The sequence below is a fragment of the Desulfovirgula thermocuniculi DSM 16036 genome (genome assembly GCF_000429345.1).
Taxonomy (GTDB): Bacteria; Bacillota; Desulfotomaculia; order Desulfotomaculales; family Desulfovirgulaceae; genus Desulfovirgula; species Desulfovirgula thermocuniculi.
In genome coordinates, this window is the sequence record NZ_AUBR01000001.1 from 142,723 (window position 1) to 168,152 (window position 25,430).

Sequence of the window (25,430 nt, forward strand, 5' to 3'; positions counted from 1 at the left end):
GCGCGCCTGGCGAGCGCGCTTTGCCGTTTGAGTACCGGCTCCTGGAGGGCCTCCTGGAGCGCATTTACGGTGATGCCGTGACCCTCACCTACCGCTCCGTTTCGCCTGCGGAGCACGGGGCGCTGCCCCTGGTGCTGGTGGACGGCGAGGTGATCTCCAGCGGCGGCGTGTTTCCCCGGCAGGTGGTGGAGTACTTAAAGCAAATAGGGGTACCGCGGGTTGCCGGGAAGGCCAGCCGCGAGCTTTAAAGCGGCAGTCTTTTAAAAGGAGCGTGCGCTCAAATGGTGGGCTACCGCCGCATGAGCAGGGAGGAGCTGGCCGCCAGGGTGGAGAAGGCCGTGGAAATGCTGCGGGACTGCCGGGTGTGCGCCCAGGTGTGCCGCGTGAACCGCCTCGGGGGGGAGAAGGGGTTTTGCCGCACCGGGAGACTGGCCGTGGTCAGCAGTTGGGGGCCGCACTTCGGGGAGGAGAAGGTGCTCGTGGGCCGTTACGGCTCGGGGACCATCTTCTTTGCCAACTGCAACCTGGCCTGCCGATTTTGCCAGAATTACGAGATAAGCCAGTGCGGGGAGGGCAGGGAGCTGACCGCCCGCGAGCTGGCCCTGGCCATGCTGGAGCTGCAGGAAATGGGCTGCCACAATATAAATTTGGTTTCCCCCAGCCACTGCGTGCCGCAAATACTGGAGGCCCTTTACCTGGCCGTACAGGAGGGCTTGAGCGTCCCCCTGGTTTATAACACCGGCGGCTACGACGCCCTGCCCGTTTTGAGGCTGCTGGAGGGCATTGTGGACATCTACATGCCCGACATCAAGTTCGGGGACGACGAGGTGGGGGAGCGCTACACGGGGGCAAAGAAGTACTTCACCGTGGCCAAGCAGGCGGTAAAGGAAATGCACCGCCAGGTGGGCGACCTGGAGGTGGACGAGAGGGGCATTGCCGTACGGGGCCTTTTGGTCCGCCACCTGGTGATGCCCGGGGACCTGGCCCGCACGGCGGCGGTGATGGAGTTTCTGGCCAGGGAAGTATCCCCCGCCACTTTTGTCAACATCATGGCCCAATACTACCCCGCTCACGAGGCCTTCCGTTATCCCGAGCTTTCCCGGCGCATTACCGCGCAGGAATACCGTGAGGCGCGGGAGATAGCCAGGCGGTGCGGGCTCTACCGCCTCTACCCTTAAATAAAAAAGCAGGCAAAGGGAATAAATTTTTGTCTTTTTGGCATACTACCCCCTGGAAAGGGGGTGTGTGGGCGTGCACCACTGGCGCATGACGGAAATGGAAAAGCTGCACATCATGGAACAGCTCAAGGCCGAGGACCTGTGCGTGAAAAAGGCCCGCTTTTACCTCAACCAGACCAGGGACCCGGCCATCCAGGGGCTCCTGCAGTCCTGCATTGACAAGGGGCAGCGCCACATCAGCACCTTAAACAACCTGCTCCAAGACGCGGGCCTAAGCGGCCTGGCGCGGCATTAGGGGCATTTAACGGTGTTTTTGTAAAATTGGGAGGTGAGGGTGGAAAAATGGAGTTTACCGACCGGGATATCCTTACCGACATGCTTATCGGCACCAAGATGCTTTCCATGGGCTACCACATGGCCGTGCTGGAGGCGGCCAACGACCGAGTGCGCAACACCCTCATTCACATCAACAACGAGGAAATGAACGCCCAGAAGCAGATCTTCGACCTCATGCATGCGCGGGGCTGGTACCCGCTGGACCCCGTCTATACTGGCAGGCCCATGGGGCCGGAGGTCACCCGTATTCAAGGGCCCGAGGGCCCCATGGGCAGGGTGGCGCCGGGCACCGTGGGGCCCGGCCCCGAAACGCGCACCTGGTAAGGCAAACCTGGCAGGGACCGGGGAAATCCCCGGTCTTTTTTGTCAACAATCGGAAACAGCGGGCCGGGGGCTGGAGTTAACACTTTGCCCGCTGGGGTGGCCTTTTCGACCTTTGGAGGCCCTTATTTTACCGCTCGGGTAGAGGGCGGCGTTTCAGGCGGTATTTTTGCAACCCGTTTTCCCCCAGGCATCTCTGGCGAGGGGAGGTATGCGGTTGCCTTGAGCGCGGGTGGCTTTGCGGCGGGGCCGTGGGAAGAGGATTACGTTAACTGGGAGCGGCAGGACGAGGAGTTGTATTCTTTTGGTGTGAGGCCCGCCGTGGTGGCGGCCATATGCGGGGCCTTGTTGGCCGGCGGCCTTATCGGCGAAAGGGAGAGGGTGGTGGCCGTTCGTCCGCAAAAGAACCCCTGGAAGCGGGCGGGACTGGTAGAGCTCATGGACTCCCGTGATTTAACCCCAGACAGGTGGTAAGGAGATGGGAGCGTGGCGGTGAACTTGAGGACCCTGGACGAGGAACTGGTGGCCAAGGAAGAGCGCATCAAGGCCGGCGGGGCGCAGAAGTACCACCAGGCCAATGCCGCCAAAGGCAAGCTCTTTGCCCGGGAAAGGCTCAAGCTCCTCCTGGATCGTGACGCGCCTTTTTGCGAGGACGGCCTTTTCGCCAACAACCTGGCCGGCGACCTTCCCGCCGACGCGGTGATCACCGGGATAGGGAAGATTAACGGTCGCACAGTGTGCGTGATGGCCAACGACTCCACGGTAAAGGCCGGTTCCTGGGGCTGGCGCACGGTGGAAAAGATCATCCGCATCCAGGAGACGGCCATGGACTTAAAGGTGCCCATGATTTATCTGGTGGATTCCGCCGGGGCGCGCATCACCGACCAGGTGGAAATGTTCCCCGGGAGGCGGGGCGCCGGGGCCATTTTCTACAACGAGGTGAAAATGTCCGGCATGGTGCCCCAGATCTGCTTGCTCTTCGGACCCTCGGCAGCAGGCGGCGCCTACATCCCGGCCTTTTGCGACGTGGTTTTCATGGTGGAGGGGAATGCCAGTATCTACCTGGGCTCCCCCCGCATGGTGGAGATGGTCATCGGCGAAAAGACCACCCTGGAGGACCTGGGTGGCGCCCGCATGCACTGCACGGTGAGCGGCTGTGGGGATGTGCTCTGCAAGACGGAGCAGGAGGCCATTGAGCTCTGCCGGCGCTACCTGACCTACATGCCCCAGAACTACATGGGCCGCCCGCCCATGGCCATGGAGGAGCCCCCGGCGGAAGGGCGGGACATCGAGGACATCATTCCCGTTGACGAAAGCGAACCCTTTGATATGTACGAGCTGATTGACCGCATAATCGACCGGGGCAGCTGGTTTGAGATTAAAAGGCTCTTTGCCCCCGAGCTGATCACCGGCTTTGCGCGCATCGGCGGGCGCGTGGTGGGGATCGTGGCCAACCAGCCTAAAGAAAAGGGCGGCGTGCTCTTTGTGGATTCCGCTGACAAGGGGGCCCGCTTCATCACCCTCTGCGATGCCTTCAACATCCCGCTGCTCTTCCTGGCCGACGTGCCCGGCTTCATGGTCGGCGGGTACGTGGAGCGCCAGGGCATCATCCGCCACGGGGCCAAGATGATTGCCGCCGTGGCCGAGGCCACCGTACCCAAAATCTCGGTGATCGTGCGCAAGGCCTACGGGGCGGGCCTGTACGCCATGTGCGGCCCGGCCTACGATGCCGACTGCTGCATGGCCCTGCCAAGCGCCCGCATTGCCGTGATGGGCCCCCAAGCGGCGGTGAAGGCCGTTTACGAGAACAAGATCAACGCCCTGCCGCCGGAGGAAAGGCCCGCTTTCATTAAGCAGAAGCAGGAGGAGTATTTAAAGGACATCGACATTTACCGGCTGGCCTCCGACCTGGTAGTGGACCACATCGTCAGGCCGAAGGACCTGCGCGCCGAGCTCATTGCCCGCTTTAGCCTGTACGAGTCCAAGAGGCAGCGCTTTTCCGAGCGCAAGCACCCGGTTTATCCGGTGTAAAAAGGGGGGGCGACCCGGTGGGTTACGAAACCATCAAGCTGGAGCGGGAGGGGAAGGTGGGTATCCTTTCCTTCAACCGGCCCCAGGCCTTAAACGCCTTGAATACCCAGATGGCCCGGGAGATCCTGGCGGCCTTAGAGGAGCTCGAGCAGGACGACGAGATTTTTGCCGCCGTGCTTACCGCCGAGGGCGAAAAGGCCTTTTGCGTGGGGGCGGATCTCAAAGAGAGAAAAGACATGAGCAAGCAGGAAATGAAAAAACAGCGGGAGCTTTTTGTTAAGGCCTTTACCGCCGTGGCCATGTTTAAAAAGCCCCTGGTGGCGGCGGTAAACGGCTACGCCCTGGGGGGCGGCTGCGAGTTTGCCCTGGCCTGCGATTTCATTGTGGCCTCGGAGAAGGCCGTCTTCGGGCTGCCGGAGGTAGGCCTAGCCATCATCCCCGGCGGGGGAGGCACGCAGCTCCTGCCGCGCCTCATTGGCCGCGCCAGGGCCAAAGAGCTGATCTTTACCGGGCGGCGCATCGACGCCCGGGAAGCCTACCGCCTCGGGCTGGTCAACTATGTGGTGCTGCCGGAAGAGCTCAGGAAAAAGACCATGGAAATCATGGCGGAAATTGTGCAGAACGGCCCCATTGCCCTGCAGCAGGCCAAGCGGGCCATTAACTACGGGCTGGAGCTAGACCTGCACACGGCGCTAGCCCTGGAGGCCGAATGCTACAACGTGTGCCTGGCCACGGAGGACCGGGACGAGGGCCTGCGGGCGTTCAACGAAAAGAGAAAGCCGGTGTACAAAAACAGGTGAGGGGGAGTGCCGATGGCGGAATTAAAGTATCCCAAGAAGGTCATCCTGGGGGACATCACGGTCCGGGACGGCTTCCAGCACGAGGAAAAGTTCATCCCCACCTTGGCCAAGCTGTGGGTGCTGGAGCAGCTCATCCTGGCGGGCTTTAAGCACCTGGAGGTTACCAACTTCGGCAACCCTCGGGGCATGCCCCAGTTTGCCGATGCGGAGGAGCTCTTCAAGCTGCTGCGTACCAGTAAAAAGGTGCAGGACAAGCTAAAGGACGTGGTGCTCACGGCGGTGACCATCCGCGAGCGGGCTGTGGACCGGGCTATAAAGGCCAGAGAGGAAGGCTACGGGCCCGACCGCATCCTCATGATGGTTTCCACCTCCGAGTCCCACCAGATCAAGAACTCCGGCCTGGACCACAAGGCCTACTGGGCGGAAGTGGAGCGCTGCATCAAGAAGGCCAAGGACGCGGGCCTGAAGTTCAACGGCACCGTGAGCACCATCTGGGGCTGCCCCATTGAGGGGCCCACGGACATGAAGAAGGCCCTGGAGGTAACCAGGCGGTTTCTGGAGCTAGGGGCGGACGACATCGAGCACGCGGATCACGACGGTTCCGCTCCCCCCAACAGGGTTTACGAGTACTTCTCCATGGTCCTGGATGCCTTTCCCGACCCGAACCTGCACATTGCCCACTTCCACGTTACCCGCGGCTGGGGGCTGGCCAACGTGCTGGCCGCCCTGCAGGCCGGTATCATCCGCTACGAGAGCACCCTGGGGGGCATCGGCGGCCAGCCGGCCAACTTTGTGGACGGCGTGCCGGTAGCCGGCACCGGATCCTACTACTACCAGGACCCCAACATCACCGGCCTGGTGTGCACCGAGGACATGGTGGTGATGATGGACGAGATGGGCATTGACACCGGGGTGGACGTGGACAGGGTGCTGGAGATCGGGCGCATGGTGGAAAAGATTGTCGGGCGGCGGCTGCGGAGCGAGTGCATCCGCACCGGGCGCATACCCAAGGGGCCCACGGGCTTTGGACTGGATTGAAGGCCCGCCGGGGCCTTTAATTTTTGGCCGCAGCAAGAGAGGGGAGGCGTAGCCCAGCGGCGAATGGTGTAAATAAAAACACGGCAACATTAGGGGGAGTATGCATGGCCGAAAAGAAACCGCGCAAGATTGCCATCCTGGGCGGGCCGGGCACGGGCAAGACGACCCTGTGCAAGCAGCTGGATGTGGACTACAGCATGGCCGGCTACATCAGCGACGTCTGCCTGGAGTTTGCCCGCTCCTACATTGCCTGGTACGGCCCTCCCAAGAGCATCTTTGAGCAGTTCCTCCTTTACGAAGGCCAGAAGCGCCGGGAGGAAGAGCTCAGCTACTGCGACATCATCTTCTGCGACAACGCCACGATCTTAAACTACGTGTACGGCCTCTTAACCTGCGACTTTAAGAACCCCAAGGAAGTCTACGCCCTCATGAAACTTTACGAGTGGGCCATGCGCGACCTGCCGGAATACGACATCTTTTACGTGCCCAGGGAGTTTTCCGTGGAGAAGGACGGCATCCGCTACCAGGATGACCAGATGGCCCTGGCGGTGGACACCAAGATAAGGGATTTCCTGGATCTCATGAACGTGCCCTACACCGTAGTCAGCGGGGACCTGGAGACGCGCGTGCGCATTGTCAAGGAGAAAATCGGCTTTGTGGAAAAGCGCAAGCGCTGCACCTCGGTCTTTGAGCTGTCCAAGGGGAACGGGAGCTGCGAAATATGATGCCTGGCGAGGCGGTTTGGTTTCTTTGCGGGCTGGCTCTGGGGGCTCTCCTGGCCGGCCTGCTGGCTCTTTGGCGCCAGAGGTTCCTTGAGGCCCGCGCGCGTTCTGCCGAGCTGCTTGGCGACACCCTGCGCCAGCAGGTGGAGCGCCTGTCGGAAGAGGTGGCCGGGCTGCGGGACCAGCTCCTGCGCGAGCAGGAAGGCCGCGTGAGGGCGGAGGCGGCCCTGGCCGAGCAGAGGAGGGCCCTGGAAGAGGCGGGCGCCAGGCTCGCCGATACTTTCAAGGCCCTGTCGGCCGACGCCCTCCACGCCAACAGCCAGGCCCTTGTGCAAATGGCCAGGCAGGCGCTGGAAAGCGTGGTCCTCGAGGCGCGGGGCGACCTCCAGCAGCAGAGGCAGGCCATCGATGCCCTCATCCGGCCCCTGAAGGAGGAGCTGGCCCGCTACGAGGCCCAGGTGAGGGCCATGGAGAGCGCCCGCCGGGAAGCCTACGGCAGCCTCATGAGGCAGCTGGAGGAGTTGCAGCGCACGCAGCAGCTCCTGCAGAAGGAGACAGGCAACCTGGTGACGGCCCTGAAGATGCCCCAGGTGCGGGGGCGCTGGGGGGAAATCACCCTGCGCCGGGCGGTGGAGGTGGCGGGGCTTTCTCCCTACTGCGACTTTGCGGAGCAGGTGCCGGTGGAAGGGGAAGGGGGCCGGCTGCGGCCCGACCTGGTGGTGAAGCTTCCCGGTGACAGGACGGTGGTGGTGGACGCCAAGGTGCCCCTGAAGGCCTACCTGGAAGCCATGGAGAGCGGCGACGAGGGCGCGCGGCAGGCGGCCCTTGCCCGGCACGCCCGGGCCGTGCGGGAGCACATGCAGGCCCTCGCCTCCAAGGCCTACTGGAGCCAGTTTGACAGGAGCCCCGACTTCGTGGTGTTGTTTTTGCCCGGGGAGTCCTTCTTTGCCGCCGCTTTAGAGCAGGACCGCCACCTCATTGAAGACGGCCTCGCCTGCCGGGTGCTTCTGGCCACGCCCACCACCTTAATTGCCCTCTTGCGCGCCGTGGCCCTCTCCTGGCAGCAGCACGCGCTCACCGAAAACGCCCGCCTCATCGCCCAGGCCGGGGCGGAGCTGTACGAACGGCTGTGCAGGTTCAGCGAGCACCTGGGCAGAATTAAAGACGGCCTGCAAAAGGCCGTCTCGGCATACAACAGCGCCGTGGGCTCCTGGGAAGGGCGGGTGGCCCCGGGGGCAAGGCGCCTCAAAGAGCTGGGGGCCGTTCCGCCGGGCAGGGAGCTTGGGACCCTGGAAGGGGTGGGGGAAACCTTGCGCACGCCGGAAGCCCTCACTTAAGGGCGGCGGCCATTTCGTGCAGCTGGGAGCCTATTCTCTCCAGCTTTTCCACCATTTCGGCAATCTTCTCCATGGCCTGGGCCTGTTCCCGGGTGATGGTGCTGTTTCTCTCTATCCCCCTGGCTACCTTTTCCATGGAAACCCTGAACTGGGCCAGGGTTTTTTCTATCTCCCGGGCGGAGCGGCTGCTTTCCTCCGCCAGCTTGCGCACCTCGCTGGCCACCACCGCAAAGCCCCTCCCTGCCTGCCCGGCGCGGGCGGCCTCGATGGCGGCATTCAAGCCCAGGAGCTTGGTCTGGTCGGCCACGTTCTGGATGAAGCTTAAGATCTGGGCGGTGCTCTTGACGTGCTGGGAAGCCTCCTGGGCCTCCCGGGCAAGGGTTTCGCTGGTGGCGGCCAGTTCCTGGGAAGAAGCGGTGTATTCGTGGATGGCGTGGGCGGCCTGCTGGATGGCCCCGGCCACTTCCTGGGCCTGGGCCTGGATGCGCGCCTTCATCTCCTCGTCCCGCAGCATTTTCACCACCAGGGCGGAGGCAATCCTGGCAATGGGCTGCACGATTTCTAGCCTGCCGGCAATGCCAAAGGTACCGATCTTTTCTCCGTTGGCTTTAATGGCCAGGTTAAAGCCTTCCTTCATGGTGCCCCCGGAAGCGGCGGCCTCCTCGGCGGTGACACTGTACTCGTCTGTATCGGACGAGAGGATGGTCATGGCCCCCTTGTGCGCCACGCCCAGGCGCGTGCCGGCAGAGTCGGCAATGATGGTTCCCGTGCGGTCGCAGACGATGGCATGGTGACCGGTGGCCTGGTAGATGAAGTCGGTGATCTGCCTGGCCACCTCCCTGTGCAATTCCACTTCCTTACCCTCCTGTATGTTAATTTATCTATGGTCTGACCATTCGCTGCTAAAAGGGAAAACTCCTCCCGGCCAGGGTAATGGCCAGGCGGCCCTGGGTCGCGGTGACGGAGGCCACCTCCAGGGGCGCAAAATCCCCCACCCTCCAGGCCAGGAAGCGGGAGGCGGCCAGGAAGTCCAGCAGTTCCCCCTCCAGGGCCTGGCCCTGCAGGCCGATGGCACGGGGAGAGAGGTAAACCACCCCTTCGCGCCTGTCAAAGCCCAGCTCCCCTTCCAGGTAAAAGGGCTCGCCGCCCCCGGCCAGCCTGCCTTCAACCGTTGCTCCTCCCGGGCTTAACCTCACCGAGACGGCCTCCAGGGCGCCGTCCCGGGCAAGGTCCAGGAGGCGGTTAAGGGTGCTCTCGCTTATCTCCACCACCATGCCCGAGGCCGTGAGGGAAAAGCGGTCGGCGGTGAGCGTCCCGGCGGGCAGTTCCCCAAGCCGCGCCATGGTGCCCTGCAGGCCGAAGAGCAGCCCCGCCCACCTGCGGGATGTTTCCAGCAGCTCCCGGGCCAGGGGAGGCGGGAGCGAGCGCAGTTGCTCCTCGAGGAGGGCTTTGTCGTTTCGCAGCCTTTCCAGCCGGGCTAAAAGGAGCCTCTGCGCTTCCAGCTCACCGGCCAGGTCGCTTTCCAGCTTTTCCAGCTCGCCCAGCCTTTCCGCGATAGACGCCGCGTGCTGCCGGATGCTTTCCACAAGCCTCACCTGGCGGGCCAGCAGCGCGCCGACGAAAAAGGAGCGGTTAACAAAGTCGCCGAAGCTTTCCGCCCCCAGGAGCACCCCCAGGAGGCTGGCCGGCCCCAGCCGGTAAAAAAAGGACAGCTGGCGCAAAAAGGCCTTTTGGGCGGCGGCCAGTTGCTGGCGACGGCTTTGCAGCTCGTTCTGGGCGGTAAGAATTTTTGCCCGCAGGGACTCCACCTGCCTGGCCTTTTCCTCCTCCCTTTCCCGCACCGCTTTTATTTGCAGCTCCACGGCCAGCATACGGGAAAGGAAAACGGCCGGCGACTCCGGCGGGCCGGCGCAGGCCGGGCGGGGGGCTGGGAGCAAAAAAAGCTGGCAGGCCAGCAGGCACGCGGCGAGGGTTTTTAGCCTTGCCGGGTTCACTTTGCGGCTCACGCTCCAAAAAGGTCCGCTGCCCTTGACAAGGTGCACCGGCTGTCTGGTAGAATAGCTACGCAGGGAGCAGCATATGCCTTTTTAAAGAAGGGGAGTAGCAGCTAGCCTGGCGGCGTCAGTACGGCCAAGCGCCCGCTGCCAGGGCGGCCTGCAGCCGCCTGCGAGACCTTCGCCTAGTTAAGCAGGTGAAGGTCTTTTTAATTTTTCCAAGGAGGTGGTAACTTAAAATGAACTTCCTTAACGCAGAAGTCCTTTTTGCCGTGTTTACCATTGTTGTAGCCGATCTTTTGCTTGCCGGCGACAATGCCCTGGTCATCGGCATGGCCTGCCGCGGGTTGCCGCCGCTCCAGAAGCGGAAAGCGCTGATTTGGGGGACGGGGGGCGCAATTATCCTGCGGGTAATTTTAACCTCTGCGGCCACCCTGCTTTTGCGCGTTCCTTTTCTCAGCGCCATCGGAGGGCTGCTACTGATCTGGGTGGCCCTAAAGCTCCTGTGGCCGGATAAACAGGTAACCCCGTTAAATGACGCGAAAAGTCTTTTTGAAGCTATAAAAACAATTATTGTAGCCGATGTGGTGATGAGCTTGGACAACGTGCTGGCGGTGGCCGGAGCCGCCCACGGAAACGTCTACCTGGTTGTTTTGGGCCTTCTGCTGAGCGTGCCCATTCTCGTGGGCGGAAGCCAGCTGGTTTCATTCCTGGTGGAAAAGTACCCCGTGCTGCTCTTTGCCGGGGCGGCGGTGCTTGGCTGGACGGCCGGAAAAATGGTGGTGGAGGACGGGTTTGTGCAGGGGCTGCTGGCCGACTCCCGGCTGGCCTTTTTACCGTGGCAGGTTCTATTCCCGGCAGCGGTTGCGGTTCTGGTCCTGGCAGCCGGGTGGGTTTGCTCCGGGAGGGAGAAAAAGGAAAGGGCCGGTGCCTCCTCCTGCCAGGCCACGCGGAACTAGTGTTTTAGGCCGCGCCGGCCAGGACCTTCCCGATGATGGCGATGGCCGCTTCAATGTCCGCGCGGCTTACGTCCCGGTGGGTGACAAAGCGGACGGCGTTCGGCCCGATGGCGTGGCACCTTACCCCCTCCTGCGCCAGCCTTTCCGCAAAGGCAGGGGCCGGCCATCCGCCGGTGAGCCTGGCCACCACGATGTTGGTCTGCACCGTGCGCAGGTCCACGCTCATGCCGGGCATCCCGGCCAGGGCTTCGGCCAGGAGGCGGGCGTTGGCGTGGTCTTCGGCCAGGCGCGGGATGTTCTTCAAAGCCACCAGCCCCGCGGCGGCCAGCACGCCGGCCTGGCGCATACCCCCGCCCAGGGCCTTGCGGTAGCGCCGCGCCCTGGCGATGAACTCCCGGCTCCCGGCCAAGAGCGACCCCACGGGCGCCCCCAGCCCCTTGGAGAGGCAGAACATGACGCTGTCGCAGTAGCGGGTGAATTCCCGCACGTCGCAACCCAAGGCTACGGCGGCGTTGAATATCCTGGCCCCGTCCAGGTGCACGGCCAACCCCCTTTCCCTGGCCAGGGCAAATATCTCCCGCATCACTTCCGGAGGCATGACCGTGCCGCCGCCCCGGTTGAAGGTGTTTTCCAGGCAGACCAGCCGCGTGGGAGGAAAGTGGATGTCAGGAGGGCGAAAGGCGCGCCGCAGCACCTCCGGGCCGCGCTCCGAAAGGAGGCCCGCCACCGGCTTCAGCTGCACGCCGGCCAGCATGGCCGGGGACCCGGCCTCGTAGTAGTAGATGTGGGCCTCCTCATCCAGGATGACCTCATCGCCCCTTTCCGTGTGGGCCAGCAGGGCCACCTGGTTGCCCATGGTGCCGCTGGGGACGAAAAGGGCCGCTTCCTTGCCCACCAGGTCGGCCGCCTTTTCTTCCAGCTGCCTTACCGTGGGGTCCTCCCCGTACACGTCGTCCCCTACCGCGGCGCCGGCCATGGCCGCCCGCATCTCCCTGTCCGGGACGGTGACGGTATCGCTGCGCAGGTCGATTACCTTCATTTTTCCAGCTCCCGTATGCCCAGTTGACTGGCCAGCTGGCCCAGATCGCGCACCACGCGCAGGTGCGGCACCGCGGCGCGGAGGCGTGCGGCTTCCCGGAAGTCCTCTGCCAGGAGAAAGGCCCGGGCGGCCACGGAGAGCATGTCCAGGTCCCCCGGGCCGTCGCCCGCGGCGGCCACGGCCTCCCGCCGGCAGCCGTAACGGGCCACAAAACTCAGGAGGTGGTCTTTTTTCAGCTTTCCCGGCTCGTCGTGGGAAACCCGCACCACGGGCTCCCCGGTGAGGTGCCCGTTGCGCGCGGCCAGGCCGTTGGCAACATAGCCGTCAAGGTCCAGCTCTGCGGCTACCCGCTCGGCTAAAAGATCTAGCCCCGAGGAAATGAGTACCACTTTTACCCCTCGCTCTTTCAGCGCCCGCACCAGCTCCCGTGCCAGGGGGCGCAGGGGTATTTCCCGCACCACTTCTTCCAGGCGGCGCCTGCTCATGCCCCGCCACAGGGCGGCGTCGCGCCGGCAAAACTCCGCGTAACATATCCTGCCGGCCAGGAAATCCTCCTGGTAGCGCACGGCCAGTTCACTCCAGAGCCCCAGCCGCCGGTGCACGTACTCCCAGGAACTGCGCACCGGGGTCAGCGTGCCGTCCATATCAAAGGCCACCATTTCCAGCATGGCGGGCTCACCTTCCTCCGGCAGCATTATACCACCGCGCCGTTTTCCCGGGCAACGGCGCGCGCCTGTGTGCGGGCCTACGTCTTTATTTGAGAGGGTTACTTTTGGCTGGAGGTACCTTGTGCTAAAATTATCTAAACATTATCCAAACATGTGGTGCGGAAGATGAAGCTTATCGAAAACCACAGGGGCATTATTTTCAACATCCAGCGCTACTCCATCCACGACGGGCCGGGCATACGCACCACCGTCTTTTTAAAGGGCTGCCCCCTGCGCTGCTGGTGGTGCCACAACCCCGAGGGTCAGAAAAAGCAGCCGGAGCTTTTGTTGCTGCCGGAAAAGTGTATCGGCTGCGGCTCCTGCGTGAGCTTTTGCTCCCGCGCTCCCTCCTCCGGGAGTTCCCCGGGGAAGGGGGATAATTCCTGCCGGCGGTGCGGGGATTGCGCCGTCGCGTGTCCCAGCGGGGCCAGGGAAAAGGCGGGGAGGGAAGTGACGGCGGGGGAAGTGCTGGAGGAGGTGCTGCGGGACAGGGCCTTTTACGAGGAGTCGGGCGGGGGGGTTACCTTTTCCGGGGGGGAGCCCCTCATGCAGCCGCACTTCTTGCTCCAGTGCCTGGAAGCCTGCCGGGAAAGGGGGCTGCACACGGCGGTGGACACCTGCGGCTATGCTTCCCCCGGCATTCTGCGTGAGGTGGCCGCCAATACCGACCTTTTCCTTTTTGACCTCAAAATAATCGACGAGAAGCGGCACCGCCTCTACACCGGTGTTTCCAACAGGCCCGTGCTGGAAAATTTGCGCCTCCTCGACGAGCTCGGGGCCGCGGTATGGGTGAGGGTGCCGCTGATACCGGGCATCACCGACGGCGAGAACCTGGAGCAGGTCGCCGGCTTTATTTCCTCCTTACGCCGCGTAAAGCGTGTGCACCTTTTGCCCTATCACCGCATCGGCGCCGACAAGTACCGGAGGCTGGGAAGGGAATACCGCCTGCGGCACTTAAAAGAGCCGGCGGCGCAGGAAGTGGAGGAGGCGGCCGGCATTTTCCGGGAAAAAGGCCTTGAAGTGAAGGTGGGAGGTTGAGCAATGCGGGACCGCATAAAAAGGCTGCGCGAGCGCACGCTGGAGGCCAGGCCGGCCATAGACGGCGAGAGGGCAAAGCTCATAACCGAATTTTACAAGCAAAACCTGGGCAAGTACTCCCCGCCTGTAATGAGGGCCATGGCCTTTAAGTACCTCTGCGAGCACCAAACCATCTACATCGGGGAAGACGAGCTGATCGTCGGGGAGAGGGGGCCTGCCCCCAAGCGGGTGCCTACCTACCCCGAGCTCACCTGTCACTCCCTCGAGGACCTGCGCATTCTCGGCACCAGGGAAAAAACGAGCTACGAGGTGGGGGAAGAGGTCTTCCGTATGTACGAGGAGGAAATCATCCCCTACTGGCGGGGGCGCTCGCTCAGGGATAGGATTTTTGCCTGCCTGCCCCAGGAGTGGAAGGATGCCTACGAGGCGGGCGTCTTTACGGAGTTCATGGAGCAGCGCGCGCCGGGGCATACGGCTGCCGACGGCAAGATCTACCAAAAAGGCCTCCTGGACTTTAAGCGCGAGATTGCGGAGGCCATGGCCGGGCTCGATTTTGCCCGCGACCCGGAGGCCTTGGCCAAGCGCGAGCAATTACTGGCCATGGACATTGCCGCCGAGGCCATGATCATTTTTGCCCGCCGCCATGCGGCCCTGGCCCGCCGGATGGCCGCGGAAACCGCCGCTGCCGGGCGCCGGGCCGAGCTCCTGCGCATTGCGGAGATCTGCGAGCGCGTGCCTGCCTACCCGCCCCGCGATTTCTGGGAAGCCCTGCAGGCCTACTGGTTTTACCACCTGGGCGTGATCATGGAGCTAAACGGCTGGGACGCCTTTAACCCCGGCCACCTCGACCAGCACCTGGAGCCCTTTTACACGCGGGGCCTGCGCGAGGGGACCCTGGACCGCGAGGGGGCCAAGGAACTCCTGGAGTGCCTGTGGGTCAAGTTTAACAACCAGCCCGCGCCGCCCAAGGTGGGCGTGACGGCTGCCGAAAGCGGCACCTACAACGATTTCGTGAACATCAACATCGGCGGGGTGCGCCCCGACGGCACCGACGCGGTAAACGAGGTTTCCTACCTGCTGCTGGAAGTAATAGACGAAATGCACCTCCTCCAGCCGGGCACCAACATCCAGCTCTCGCGCAAGAACCCGGATCACTTTTTAAAGGCGGCCTGCCGCGTCATCCGCAAGGGCTACGGCTACCCCTCCGTCTTTAACTGCGATGCGGTTGTCGAAGAGCTGCTGCGGCAGGGGAAAGCCCTGGAGGATGCGCGGGAAGGCGGGACCAGCGGCTGCGTGGAGACGGGGGCCTTCGGCAAGGAAGCTTACATCCTGAGCGGCTACTTTAACCTGGTGAAAATTTTAGAGCTGGCCTTGCACGACGGTGTTGACCCCCGCACCGGGAAACAGCTGGGCCCCCGCACCGGTGACCCCAGGAGCTTTAAGACCTTCGACGAGCTGTTTAACGCCTGGGAGGCGCAGCTGCGCCACTTCATCGATATTAAGATCCGGGGCAACGCCATCGTGCAGTCCATTTACGCGCAGGAGATGCCCGCGCCCTTCCTCTCCATCATCATTGACGACTGCATAAAGAAGGGGAGGGATTACAACGCCGGCGGGGCCCGCTACAACACCACCTACATCCAGGGGGTGGGCATCGGCACCCTTACCGACTGCCTGGCCGCCATAAAGTACCACGTCTTCGAGGAGAAAACCGTGTCCATGGAGGAGTTGCTCCTGGCGCTGGAAAAGAACTTCGCCGGCTACGAGAGGCTGCGGCAATTACTCCTTAACAAGTCGCCTAAATGGGGCAACGACGACGACCGCGCCGACGAGCTCATGCGGAGGGCCTTCCAGGCATTTTTTGCCGCCGTGGACGGGCGCCCGGCTCCCCGGGGCGGGACCTACCACATCAACATGCTCCCCACCACCTGCCACATTTACTTCGGGGCGGTAACCGGGGCCACCCCCGACGGGCGCCTGGCCGGCAAGCCCCTTTCGGAGGGCATCTCGCCCGTGCAGGGAATGGACAGGAAGGGCCCCACGGCGGTCATCCTTTCCATGGCCAAGATGGACCACGCCAGGACCGGCGGCACTCTGCTGAACATGAAGTTTTCCCCGCAGGTTTTAAGCGGCGAGGAGGGGATAGAGAAGCTTGCCCGCCTGATCAGGACCTACTTTAAGCTGGGCGGCCACCACGTGCAGTTTAACGTCATCAGTTCCGAGATCCTCCGCGAGGCGCAGCGAAAGCCCGAGGAGTACCGGGGCCTCCTGGTGCGGGTGGCCGGCTACAGCGACTATTTCTGTGACCTTTCCCGGGAGCTCCAGGAGGAGATCATCGCCCGCACGGAGCACGCCGCCCTGTAACCTAACCCCTGCCGGTACCTTTTTCACCGCCGGGCCACGAGGAGTGGCCCAAATTTTTTTGCCACCGGCAAGGAAGTGTGCAATAATTTGGCGGGATGGCCGGTTGGTGGCAAAGGCGGGCTCGGGCGAGAGGCTCCCCGACCACACCGAATGCGCCTTCGGGCGGTGGTACCGCGGCGAGGGGGAAAAGCGCTTCGGCCACCTGCCCGCCTGGCGGGCCATAGACGAGCCGCACCGGGTGTTCCACGCCATAGGGGCGGACCTGGCAGAGGAGGCGCGGGCGGAAAAGGCGGAAGAACTGGCCCGCACATCGCTGGAGCTGCTGCGCTGTTTCGTGGCCCTAAAGAGGGAAATCGTCCGCACGTAGGCCCGGTTGCCGTTAGTTGGAGCAGGAAAAGCAGCGCCCCGGGGTGAGGTTACCAGAAAGTCCGCCGCTGAAGGCCCCGGCTTTTAAGCCTGGGGATGAAAGCGGCAGCCGGGTGTGCTAAAATGGAAGCATGAGGCGAACAAACGTTGTCCGGGTTTTGCCCGGCAAGCAACAGAGGCAAGTGCTCGAAACCATCGGGGACCGCTGTGCTGCCCTCTGGAATGCCGTCCAGTACAGGTGCAGGCAGGCCTTCTTTAAAGGAGAACCCGTGCCTTCATATGCGGCTCTGTGCTCCGAGTTCAAGGAGCACCCGGCGTATCGTGCCCTGCCCGCTCACATAGGGCAGGAGGTCATCAAGAAAGCGAGGAAGGCGTGGGACTCCTTCTTTGCTTGCCTGCGGCTGTACCGGAAAGGCGAACTGGAGAGGCCGCCGCGCATACCCCGCTACTGGAAAGACCGCCGGACGGGAAAGCGCACGTTTTGCGTCATCCCCGTCAAGGCGCCCACGTCCTACACGTTGAACTCCCGCACCCTCTCCCTCACACTACCGCGGGATCTCCGGGAAAAGCATGGAGGCCGCCTGGTCCTGCGCACGAAGGGTGTCTTGCGCTTCCATGGTACCCCCAAAACCCTGGAACTCAGGTACGACCGGGCGAAGAAGCGCTGGTACGCCCACCAGGTCGTGGAAGTGCCGGAACCGGAGCGAAAAGCGAAGCCTGAGAAATACGCCGCTTTAGACCTCGGAGCCAGGATACTGGCAGCCCTGGCCATCGAAGGTGTAAGCCGCCAGATTCTCTTCTCCGGTCGCAAAGTCTGGAAAGACTTCCTGTACTGGACGAAGCGAATTGCAGAAGAGCAGGCAAGGCTTGCCCGGGCCGGGCGTAAAACCTCCCGGCAGTTGAGGAAGCTCTACCAAACTCGCGCCCGCAGGCTCAGACACGCTTATCTGGCCCTGGCCGCGGAAATCGCACGCACGTTGTCCCAGCACCGCGTGACCACCCTGTTCCTCGAAGACCCCCCTGACGGGCATCCGGGAGGACATGGACTTCGGGCCGAAGAACCTCCTGGTGCACAACTTCTGGGCCGTGAGACAGCTGAGAAACCTCATCGAGGCCGCCTGTACGCGGGCCGGGATACGGGTAGTGCCCGTGGAGCCGCGCGGCACCTCTTCCGGGTGTGCCGTCTGCGGTTCCCCCGTCAAGCGTCCCGCCAGGCATAAGGTGGCGTGCGAAAACTGCGGCTGCGTCTGGCACGCTGACGCCAACGCGGCGCTCAACATACTGCTTTTGGGCTCCTCGAAGGGGCACGGGGCGGAGGCCACGCCCCTGAAGCCGCTCGCCCTCCGGTGGGACCGCCACCGGTGGGTGAGCCGCTTCGAATCTGCCGCCGGTACGCTGTATGCGGCGAGCGGCAACCGGATGGCGGCGCGAGCCGCCTGAAGGAATCCCCGGGTTTTAACCCTGGGTGAGGAAGTCAACCCTACCGTAACGTTAAAGCCGCCCTTATGGGCGGCCTTAAAATCCCAACCAGGCCCCAGAACTACCCATTTGGCGCTACCTCACCGTGGCGGTAGATCCTGGGCACGCGCGGACCTATGGAGGTCAGCACTTCGTAGCTAATGGTATCTACCCACGATGCAAGGTCGTCGGCAGTAATGCTTTCCTCTCCCTCACAGCCTAAAAGGGTTACTTGGGTGCCCGGTGCCACTTCTTCGTCCAGGCGGATCATAAGCTGGTCCATGCACACCCTGCCCACCACCGGTGCCCTTTTCCCCCGCACCAGGACCCAGCCCCGGTTGGAAAGCGCCCGCCGGTAGCCGTCGGCATAGCCCACCGGCACGGTGGCAATTATCTCCTCCGCGCTGGTGGTGTAGGTCCACCCGTAGCTGAGCGGGCTGCCCGGGGGGAGGCGCTTGACCTGGGTGATCTTCGCCTTCCAGCTCAGGGCCGGGCGGAGGTCCGGCCCTCCCGCCCCTTTACCCCGGGGGTGGTAGCCGTAGAGGGAGATGCCGATGCGCACCATATCCAGGTGGGCGGGAGGGAACTCCAGGGCGGCGGCGCTGTTGGCGGCGTGCCGCAGGGGCGGGCAAACACCTTCCTCCTCCAGCCTCTTTAAAACCTCCCTGAAGCCCTCCAGCTGGCGTGAAGACTTTTCCTTACTGGGTTCCTCGGCACAGGCAAAGTGGGTAAAGATGCCCTCTATTTCCAGGGGCCAGGAACTTATGCGACGGCAGAAGGCCGCCGCCTCCTCCGGCCCCCTTAGTCCCAGGCGGCCCATGCCGGTGTCCACCTTAAGGTGTACCTTGACCTTCCTGCCGCGGTTAAAGGCTTCCCGGGCCAGGGCTTCGGCCTGGGCGGGGGAAAAGACGGCGGGGGTCAGGTCGTGGGCCATGATGAGGTCGGCCTGCTCCGGAGGACAGGAGCTCAGCACCAGGATGGGGGATGTGAGGCCTGCCTTGCGGAGCTTGATCCCCTCTTCCACCGTGGCCACGCCTAAAAATGAGGCGCCCTCTCCCAGGGCGGCGCGGGCCACCTCCAGGGCGCCGTGGCCGTACCCGTCGGCCTTTACCACGGCCATTACCCGCACGCCGGGCCGCAAGAGCTTTTTAATTTCCCGGAGGTTGTGGCCAATGGCCTCTAGGTCCACTTCCGCCCAGGTACGGGCGGGAACTTGCCCCTGCGCCACGAAAGCCCACCACCTTCAGCAACAGCCTAACACCAGTATTTTATAAAAACCAGGACCGCTGTTCCATCCCCGGGTGCTTATTCCGGAGGCTTTGCCCCGCCCTAACTTTGCCTGGAGGAGTATGCGGGCAGGACCCGCTCTTCGCCCAGGTACTTTCTGGTCTCGGCTACAATCACCCCGTTTAGGGCCAGCAGGGCAATGAGGTTGGGGATGGCCATGAGGGCGTTGGCGATGTCGGCAAAGGACCAGACGACTTTAAGCGTGGTCACGCTGCCCACAAAGACCATTAACACCCACAGCCAGCGGTAGGGGTAGACGGCGCGGGTGCCAAAGAGATATTCCACGGCCTTTTCGCAATAATACGACCAGCCCAGGATGGTGGAGTAGACGAAGGTTAAGAGGCCCACGCTGAGGGTGAGGGGCCCGATAATGCCCAGGGTGCTGAAGGCCTGCTTGGTCAGGGCGGCGCCTTTTAAACCCGTGGTCCAGCTGCCGGTGGTCACCAGGACGAGGCCGGTGAGGGCGCAGATGACCACGGTGTCCCAGAAGGTGCCCGTGCTGGACACCAGGGCCTGCCGCACCGGGTTGCTGGTCTGGGCGGCGGCGGCGACAATGGGCGCGCTGCCCAGGCCGGACTCGTTGGAGAAGAGGCCGCGGGCGACGCCGTAACGTATGGCGGCCATGACGGTGGCGCCGGCAAAGCCCCCCACGGCTGCCTGGCCCGTAAAGGCGCTCTTGAAAATCAGGGCGATGGCCCCTGGTAAGGCCTGGTAGTTAACAATTAAGATGGCCAGGCAGCCCAGGATGTAAAATACGGCCATGAAGGGCACCAGGAGCTCGCAGACCCGGGCAATGCTCTTAATACCCCCGATGATCACCAGGGCGGTGAGAAAAGCCAGGACGAGACCCGTGGCCCAGCCGGGAACGCCGTAGGAAGTCTTGAGCATCTCGGCAATGGAGTTTGCCTGGACCGAGCTGCCGATGCCGAACCCGGCAATGGCCGTGAAGAGGGCAAAGAGCATCCCCAGCCAGCGCATCTTTAAGCCCCGCTCCAGGACGTACATGGGCCCGCCGGCCATCTCGCCCCGTTCGTTGGTGATGCGGTACTTCACCGCCAGCAGGGCCTCGGCATACTTGGTGGCGATGCCGAAGACGCCGGTGATCCACAGCCAGAACACGGCTCCCGGCCCGCCGGCGGCCACCGCCGTGGCCACGCCCACGATGTTCCCGGTGCCTACGGTGGCCGCCAGGGCCGTGGTGAGGGCGCCGAAGTGGCTGATGTCGCCTTCTCCCTCGGTCTTCCTGGTAAAGGAGAGCTTAATGGCCTTGCCCAGGTAGCGCTGGATGATGCCCAGGCGGAAGGTGAGGAAAATGTGCGTGCCCAGCAGCAGGATGAGCATGGGCGGGCCCCAGACGATGTCGCTCAGCTTGCCTAAAAACGTCTCCAGGGCTTGCATACCGTGTACCACCTCTCACGCTTGAATTTGGGGACGGAACAGCGGGCCTGCTTTAACATTTTACATTCTTGACTTGGCGAGCAAAACCTGTGCCAGCTTTCGGCAATTGGCCTGCGGTGCCGGTGCGGGCGGGAGAGGAAGCCGGGGAAACTTGTGACACAATTCCCGCTTTTACGAGCTTTCCGGCAAGGAAAATTTCCATGGCAATTTTCTTGTACCATCCTGTCGGTGTTGACAAGCGCCGGGCCATGCTTTATGATATAGGCTAGTTAAACGGGCAATGGCTTATAAACAGCAAAATTTTGTGAGGCAGGGATGTCCTTTGGAGGTTGACGGCCAAAGGACCGTGAGGGGCAGGCACCGGTTCTGTTGCCCGGCAGGGTTTTGATGGCGAACGGGCAAGGGCGCTTTTGCAGGTGGCAAAGATGCTACCACCGGGGAAAGGCGCCCTTTTGGTTTTTGGGAGGCCGGCCTGGATGAGTTCGCAAAAGAGGGGATGAAAGAGGTGCAGCGTTTCCGCTTTCGCATCCGCTTTTGTGATCGGGTGGGGATGGTGCGCGATGTGGCCTCTGTGGTGGCGGAGCACGGTGCCAACATCCTCTCCCTGGAAGTCAAGCCCGGGGAGATGCACCTCCAGATCGAGAGCATTTCCGCGGCGGTGCTGGCCAATATGTTACAGAAAGTTCAGGCTATACCCGATGTTCTGGAAGTTACGCCCGTGGAGTGGCTGCCCCACGAGCTGGCCCAGCAGCGGCTCCAGGCCGTCTTTGAGGCGGTAGATGAAGGGATTCTGCTGGTCAACGAGCAGGGCGCCGTCACGCTCTGCAACCGCAAGGCCGCCGAGGTGCTGGGGTGGGGAAACACCATCATGGGCAGCTTCCTGGAAGAACTAGGCTTCCCCCAGGAGGTCCTCCAGTCCCTGGCGGTGGGGCGCCTGAGCCAGCAGGAGGTGGTGCTCAGCACCCCTTACGGCCGGCTGCGCTGCCTGGTTAAGAGCCAGCGGCTGGTGGACGAGCACGGGAAAGCATCGGGGGCCATGATCACCATAGAGAAGATGTCCAAGGTCAGGCGCCTCATTCAGTCCCTCACCCGCCCGGTGATGATCACCTTCGAGGAAATCATCTACGCCAGCCCCAAGATGGCCCAGCTGGTGGCCCTGGCCAAGACGGTGGCCCGGGGCAATTCCACCATTCTCCTGCGCGGTGAGAGCGGCACGGGAAAGGAGCTCTTTGCCAGGGCCATCCACATGGCCAGCCCGCGCCGGGACAACCCCTTTGTGGTGGTCAACTGCGCGGCCATCCCCGACACCCTGCTGGAAAGCGAGCTTTTCGGCTACGCCGAGGGAACCTTCACCGGCGCCTTAAAGGGCGGGCGGCCCGGCCTCTTTGAGTTTGCCCACCACGGCACCATTTTTTTGGATGAGGTGGGCGAGATACCGCCCCACGTGCAGGCCAAGCTCCTGCGCGTCCTGCAGGATGGCTGCGTCCGCCGCCTGGGCGAGATGGTGGAAAATAAGGTCGACGTGCGCGTAATTGCGGCGACCAACCGCAACCTGGAAGAAATGATTGCCTCGGGGGCCTTCCGCGAGGACCTTTTCTACCGGCTGAACGTCATACCCCTCTACCTTCCTCCCTTAAGAGAGCGGAAGGAAGATATCCCCGTCCTGGTCCGCCATTTTGTGGCCAAGTTCAACCAGCGCCTGGGTAAAAACATCACCCGCATAACCCGGGCGGCCCTGGAGCGGCTGGAGGTCTATGACTGGCCGGGCAACATACGCGAGCTGGAAAACGTTATCGAGCGGGCGGTGAACCTGGCCGAGGGGGAAGAGCTGGACGCGACCCACATACTGCTCCCGGAAGGGGCCCCCAGGGAGAGGCGCTTTAACGAGCTTAAAAAGGCGGTGGAGGAAGTGGAGCGGCAGGCCGTTTTGGAAGCGCTGGTACAGGGAGGCAGCGTGCGCAAGGCGGCCAAGATCCTGGGGGTTTCCCATACCACGGTAATCAACAAGATGCGGCGTTACCGCCTTGGTGGCAACCAGGCAGGCCAGTGGAAATAAAACTTGCCACCCTCCCCGTAGCGTTGGCGGGACCGGAGAGGTAACAGCTTCTGGCACTGAATTTGCAGGTAACGGTTGTTGCAACCCCCTGGGGAAAGCGTGCTACGGGGAGGGTAGGTGGTTTGGCATGATTGTGGGGCTGCCGCGGGAGATCAAGCCCCAGGAGCACCGGGTGGGGTTGACCCCGGCGGGGGTGGATGCCCTGGTCCGGGCGGGCCACCGGGTGCTGGTAGAGAGGGGCGCAGGCGAAGGGAGCGGCTTTAGCGATGCCGATTACCGCCAGGCGGGAGCCCAGATAACTGCGGAGGCCGGCGAGGTCTGGGCCCAGGCCGACATGGTGGTGAAGGTAAAGGAGCCCCTGCCGGCGGAATACAAATACTTCCGGCCCGGGCTGGTCCTCTTTACTTACCTTCACCTGGCGGCAGAACCGGAATTAACACGGGTGCTGGCGGAAAAACAGGTCACGGCCATAGCCTACGAGACGGTGGAGCTTCCCAACGGTTCCCTTCCCCTGCTGACGCCCATGAGCGAGGTGGCCGGGCGCATGGCCGTGCAGGTGGGCGCCACCTTCCTGGAGAAGCCGCGCCAGGGCAAGGGCATCCTCCTGGGCGGCGTAGCCGGGGTGCCGCCGGCCCATGTGGTCATCCTGGGCGGAGGTACCGTCGGTACCAGCGCCTTAAAGCGGGCCATAGGCATGGGAGCCAGGGTGACGGTGATAGATAAAAACCTGAACCGCCTGCGCTACTTAGATGACGTGTTCCACGGCCAGATTGAAACCCTGGCATCCAATCACCTGAACATTGCCGCGGCGGTGCGTGAGGCCGATCTGGTGATCGGTGCCGTTTTAATCCCCGGGGCCCGTGCCCCCCGCCTCGTTACCGAGGAGATGGTGCGTGCCATGGAGCCGGGCAGCGTGATCGTGGATGTGGCCGTGGACCAGGGGGGCTGCGTGGAAACCGTCGACCGGCCCACCACCCACGAGGATCCGGTCTACATCAAGCACGGGGTAGTCCACTATGCCGTAGCCAATATGCCCGGTGCCGTTCCCCGCACCTCCACCCTGGCCCTCACCAACGCCACCCTGCCTTACGTGCTTGCCCTGGCAAGCAAGGGCTGGAAGAGGGCGGTGAAAGAGGACCCTGCCCTGGCCAGGGGCGTAAACGTGGTCCTGGGCAGGATTACCAACCCCGGGGTGGCCGAGGCTCACGGGCTCCCCTGTTGCCGTCTGGAAGAAGTGCTGGGCGAGCTGGAAAACTAAAAGTAAAAAAAATAGCGTAGGGGATGACGGGGAGCGGGAGAGACCCGCTGGGGCGCCGAAGGGGCAAGCCCTCCGTTGCGGCGGCTGTGAGGGCAAAACTCTCAGGCAAAAGGACCGCTTCCCCGACCGGCCTCTGGAGAGCCCGCCAATAAAGGGCGCCGAAGAGGAAAATCTTTCAGGCCCAAGGACAGAGGTTTAAGCCGCTAGGGGAGATTGCTTGCGGCTTAAACCTCTTAATTCTTTTAAAAGCGGGGTGCAGGTATCATGCCCGAAAAGACGCCGCTCTACGAGGAACACCTCAAGCTCGGGGCTAAAATGATAGACTTTTCTGGATATCTTCTTCCCGTGCAATATACCTCTATTATCGAAGAGCACCTGGCCGTGCGGGAAAGGGCGGGGGTCTTCGACATCTCCCACATGGGCGAGATCCTGGTGGAGGGCGAGGGGGCAGGGCCGGCTCTAAACCGCCTGCTTACCAACGACCTCGAGCTGCTTTTCCCCGGGAGGGCCCAGTACACGATCATGACTTACGGGCACGGCGGGACGGTGGACGACCTCATTGCCTACCGGGTGGCCGCAAGCGCCTACCTGCTGGTGGTCAACGCGGCCAACATCCGGAAGGATTACGCACACCTGCGGCAGCACCTGCCGCCGGGGGTAGCGGTGCGCGACCTCAGCGCAGGCTACGCCGGGATAGCCCTGCAGGGGCCGCGGAGCCGGGAGCACGTGAAGACCGTGCTGGGCGAGGAAGTGGCGGGCCTGCCTCCTTTCGGCTTTACCTTTGCGCCGTACGGGGGGGATGAGGTGCTGGTTTCGCGCACGGGCTACACCGGTGAGGACGGCTTTGAGGTTTACGGCCCGCCCGGGGCCGTAAGGGATCTCTTTAGGGCCTTTGTCCGGCAGGGGGTGGTGCCCTGCGGCCTGGGGGCACGGGACACTTTAAGGTTTGAAGCCGGGCTGCCCTTGTACGGCCACGAGCTGGGCGAGGACATTACCCCCGTTGAGGCCGGGCTGGACCCCTTTATTAAGTTAGAAAAGGACTTCCTGGGACGGCAGGTGCTTTTGGCGCAGAAGGAGCAGGGGACGGGCAGGAGGCTGGTGGGCTTAAGGCTCAAAGAAAAGGGGGTGGCGCGCCAAGGGTATGCCGTCTGGAGCGGTGAAAAGCAGGTGGGCTTTGTAACCACGGGGAACTATGCCCCTTACCTCAAGGGCTACTTTGCCCTGGCCCTGGTGGATACGCCCTACCACCGGGAGAGGGTGCTGGCCGTGGAGGTGCGGGGCAAGAGGCTGGAGGCAGAAGTTTTGCCCAAAAACTTTTTAAAATTTTTCCGTCGGGGAGGGATTTGACGTGTCCAGAGTGCTGCCCAACTTGAGGTACACCAGGGAGCACGAGTGGCTCCTCGTGGAAGGCGGGCGGGGCCGGGTGGGCATTACCGATTATGCCCAGGAGTCTTTAGGCGATGTGGTTTACGTGGAACTTCCTGGGGTGGGGGATAAAGTGGTCCAGGGAGAGCCCTTCGGGGTGGTGGAATCGGTAAAGGCCGCCTCCGACCTTTACGCCCCCGTCAGCGGCGTGGTGGTGGAGGTTAACGAGGCGTTAAAAGAGAGCCCCGAGCTCGTCAACCGGGACCCTTACGGCGAGGGCTGGATGATCCTGGTGGAGATGGCCGACGAGGGGGAGCTGGAAAAGCTCCTCACCGCAGAGGAGTACGAAAAGCTCCTGGCCGGGGAAGGGGAGTAGGG

Annotated in this window: 25 protein-coding genes, 2 pseudogenes and 1 riboswitch; of the genes and pseudogenes, 20 read left to right on the plus strand and 7 right to left on the minus strand. The window is 63.0% G+C overall.

Annotated elements, in window-relative coordinates; all coding sequences use genetic code 11:
• Positions 1 to 20: 20 nt before the first annotated feature.
• The 10 genes from G454_RS0100865 (at position 21) to G454_RS17150 (ending at position 7,763) form a co-directional block, all read left to right on the plus strand.
• On the plus strand, positions 21 to 248 hold the full coding sequence (locus G454_RS0100865) for a hypothetical protein (RefSeq protein WP_027717053.1): 228 nt from the start codon (positions 21 to 23) through the stop codon (positions 246 to 248).
• A gap of 33 nt (positions 249 to 281) precedes the next feature.
• Positions 282 to 1,178 carry a radical SAM protein gene (locus G454_RS0100870; RefSeq protein WP_027717054.1) on the plus strand — a complete coding sequence of 299 codons (897 nt, stop codon included), beginning with the start codon at positions 282 to 284 and terminating at the stop codon, positions 1,176 to 1,178.
• Between the two features lie 37 nt (positions 1,179 to 1,215).
• On the plus strand, positions 1,216 to 1,473 hold the full coding sequence (locus tag G454_RS0100875) for a hypothetical protein (RefSeq protein ID WP_211229880.1): 258 nt from the start codon (positions 1,216 to 1,218) through the stop codon (positions 1,471 to 1,473).
• A 47-nt stretch (positions 1,474 to 1,520) separates the two neighbouring features.
• Positions 1,521 to 1,838, plus strand: coding sequence for a spore coat protein (locus G454_RS20145; RefSeq protein ID WP_051275732.1), 318 nt, complete (start codon positions 1,521 to 1,523; stop codon positions 1,836 to 1,838).
• Positions 1,839 to 2,057: 219 nt separating this feature from the next.
• On the plus strand, positions 2,058 to 2,309 hold the full coding sequence (locus G454_RS0100885) for a hypothetical protein (protein ID WP_027717056.1): 252 nt from the start codon (positions 2,058 to 2,060) through the stop codon (positions 2,307 to 2,309).
• 12 nt (positions 2,310 to 2,321) lie between these two features.
• The gene (locus G454_RS0100890; protein ID WP_035106284.1) at positions 2,322 to 3,866 is read left to right on the plus strand and encodes an acyl-CoA carboxylase subunit beta; all 1,545 of its coding nucleotides are present in this window, start codon (positions 2,322 to 2,324) and stop codon (positions 3,864 to 3,866) included.
• Between the two features lie 17 nt (positions 3,867 to 3,883).
• Entirely contained in the window at positions 3,884 to 4,666 is a 783-nt protein-coding gene (locus G454_RS0100895; protein ID WP_027717058.1) for an enoyl-CoA hydratase/isomerase family protein, read from the plus strand.
• 12 nt (positions 4,667 to 4,678) lie between these two features.
• Positions 4,679 to 5,704 (plus strand): beta/alpha barrel domain-containing protein, encoded by a 1,026-nt coding sequence (locus tag G454_RS0100900; protein WP_027717059.1) that lies wholly within the window; start codon positions 4,679 to 4,681, stop codon positions 5,702 to 5,704.
• Between the two features lie 104 nt (positions 5,705 to 5,808).
• Positions 5,809 to 6,429, plus strand: a complete 621-nt coding sequence (locus tag G454_RS0100905; RefSeq protein ID WP_027717060.1) for an AAA family ATPase — start codon at positions 5,809 to 5,811, stop codon at positions 6,427 to 6,429.
• Positions 6,426 to 7,763, plus strand: a complete 1,338-nt coding sequence (locus G454_RS17150) for a DNA recombination protein RmuC (RefSeq protein ID WP_156896603.1) — start codon at positions 6,426 to 6,428, stop codon at positions 7,761 to 7,763. The genes G454_RS0100905 and G454_RS17150 overlap by 4 nt, the downstream gene beginning before the upstream one ends.
• On the opposite strand, the pseudogene G454_RS22825 reads toward G454_RS17150, so the two are convergent.
• From G454_RS22825 to G454_RS0100920, 3 genes and pseudogenes are all read right to left on the minus strand, one after another.
• A pseudogene (locus G454_RS22825) lies at positions 7,756 to 8,073 on the minus strand (methyl-accepting chemotaxis protein); the annotation flags it as partial. The gene G454_RS17150 and the pseudogene G454_RS22825 sit on opposite strands and share 8 nt — an antisense overlap.
• A gap of 156 nt (positions 8,074 to 8,229) precedes the next feature.
• Positions 8,230 to 8,616: pseudogene (locus G454_RS22830) on the minus strand (sugar diacid recognition domain-containing protein); the annotation flags it as partial.
• Positions 8,617 to 8,665: 49 nt separating this feature from the next.
• Complete coding sequence (locus tag G454_RS0100920; protein ID WP_027717062.1) at positions 8,666 to 9,769, minus strand: coiled-coil domain-containing protein; 1,104 nt, start codon at positions 9,767 to 9,769, stop codon at positions 8,666 to 8,668.
• A gap of 227 nt (positions 9,770 to 9,996) precedes the next feature.
• On the opposite strand from G454_RS0100920, the gene G454_RS0100925 reads away from it, so the two are divergent.
• Entirely contained in the window at positions 9,997 to 10,716 is a 720-nt protein-coding gene (locus G454_RS0100925; protein WP_027717063.1) for a TerC family protein, read from the plus strand.
• A 4-nt stretch (positions 10,717 to 10,720) separates the two neighbouring features.
• On the opposite strand, the gene ltaE is transcribed toward G454_RS0100925, so the two are convergent.
• Entirely contained in the window at positions 10,721 to 11,755 is a 1,035-nt protein-coding gene (gene ltaE / locus G454_RS0100930) for a low-specificity L-threonine aldolase (protein ID WP_027717064.1), read from the minus strand.
• Positions 11,752 to 12,450 (minus strand): HAD-IB family phosphatase, encoded by a 699-nt coding sequence (locus tag G454_RS20150; protein WP_051275733.1) that lies wholly within the window; start codon positions 12,448 to 12,450, stop codon positions 11,752 to 11,754. The genes ltaE and G454_RS20150 overlap by 4 nt, the downstream gene beginning before the upstream one ends.
• Before the next feature lie 138 nt (positions 12,451 to 12,588).
• Between G454_RS20150 and G454_RS0100940 the strand changes: the two genes are divergently transcribed.
• The 5 genes from G454_RS0100940 to G454_RS22245 all read left to right on the plus strand — a co-directional run bounded on the left by G454_RS0100940 (position 12,589) and on the right by G454_RS22245 (position 17,670).
• Positions 12,589 to 13,500 carry a glycyl-radical enzyme activating protein gene (locus G454_RS0100940; protein ID WP_035106287.1) on the plus strand — a complete coding sequence of 304 codons (912 nt, stop codon included), beginning with the start codon at positions 12,589 to 12,591 and terminating at the stop codon, positions 13,498 to 13,500.
• A gap of 3 nt (positions 13,501 to 13,503) precedes the next feature.
• A complete protein-coding gene (hypD, locus tag G454_RS0100945) occupies positions 13,504 to 15,864 on the plus strand; it encodes a trans-4-hydroxy-L-proline dehydratase (protein WP_027717066.1) in 2,361 nt (786 codons plus the stop codon).
• Positions 15,865 to 15,970: 106 nt separating this feature from the next.
• On the plus strand, positions 15,971 to 16,231 hold the full coding sequence (locus G454_RS22005) for a CZB domain-containing protein (RefSeq protein ID WP_245574263.1): 261 nt from the start codon (positions 15,971 to 15,973) through the stop codon (positions 16,229 to 16,231).
• 157 nt (positions 16,232 to 16,388) lie between these two features.
• A complete protein-coding gene (locus tag G454_RS17160) occupies positions 16,389 to 17,450 on the plus strand; it encodes an RNA-guided endonuclease InsQ/TnpB family protein (RefSeq protein WP_245574261.1) in 1,062 nt (353 codons plus the stop codon).
• Complete coding sequence (locus G454_RS22245; RefSeq protein WP_245574262.1) at positions 17,380 to 17,670, plus strand: transposase; 291 nt, start codon at positions 17,380 to 17,382, stop codon at positions 17,668 to 17,670. The genes G454_RS17160 and G454_RS22245 overlap by 71 nt, the downstream gene beginning before the upstream one ends.
• 100 nt (positions 17,671 to 17,770) lie before the next feature.
• Here G454_RS22245 and alr read toward each other — a convergent pair whose 3' ends face one another.
• Together alr and G454_RS0100970 are read right to left on the minus strand one after the other, a co-directional pair.
• Positions 17,771 to 18,916 (minus strand): alanine racemase, encoded by a 1,146-nt coding sequence (alr, locus tag G454_RS0100965; protein ID WP_027717068.1) that lies wholly within the window; start codon positions 18,914 to 18,916, stop codon positions 17,771 to 17,773.
• A gap of 101 nt (positions 18,917 to 19,017) precedes the next feature.
• Positions 19,018 to 20,373 (minus strand): alanine/glycine:cation symporter family protein, encoded by a 1,356-nt coding sequence (locus G454_RS0100970; RefSeq protein WP_027717069.1) that lies wholly within the window; start codon positions 20,371 to 20,373, stop codon positions 19,018 to 19,020.
• Positions 20,374 to 20,869: 496 nt separating this feature from the next.
• Between G454_RS0100970 and G454_RS0100975 the strand changes: the two genes are divergently transcribed.
• From G454_RS0100975 to gcvH, 4 genes are all read left to right on the plus strand, one after another.
• A complete protein-coding gene (locus G454_RS0100975) occupies positions 20,870 to 22,429 on the plus strand; it encodes a sigma-54-dependent Fis family transcriptional regulator (RefSeq protein WP_035106290.1) in 1,560 nt (519 codons plus the stop codon).
• Between the two features lie 127 nt (positions 22,430 to 22,556).
• Positions 22,557 to 23,687 carry an alanine dehydrogenase gene (gene ald / locus G454_RS0100980; RefSeq protein ID WP_027717071.1) on the plus strand — a complete coding sequence of 377 codons (1,131 nt, stop codon included), beginning with the start codon at positions 22,557 to 22,559 and terminating at the stop codon, positions 23,685 to 23,687.
• A 24-nt stretch (positions 23,688 to 23,711) separates the two neighbouring features.
• A riboswitch (glycine riboswitch) is annotated at positions 23,712 to 23,814 on the plus strand.
• A 137-nt stretch (positions 23,815 to 23,951) separates the two neighbouring features.
• Positions 23,952 to 25,034, plus strand: a complete 1,083-nt coding sequence (gene gcvT, locus G454_RS0100985) for a glycine cleavage system aminomethyltransferase GcvT (RefSeq protein WP_027717072.1) — start codon at positions 23,952 to 23,954, stop codon at positions 25,032 to 25,034.
• A 1-nt stretch (position 25,035) separates the two neighbouring features.
• The gene (gcvH, locus tag G454_RS0100990; RefSeq protein WP_027717073.1) at positions 25,036 to 25,428 is read left to right on the plus strand and encodes a glycine cleavage system protein GcvH; all 393 of its coding nucleotides are present in this window, start codon (positions 25,036 to 25,038) and stop codon (positions 25,426 to 25,428) included.
• Positions 25,429 to 25,430: the final 2 nt, after the last annotated feature.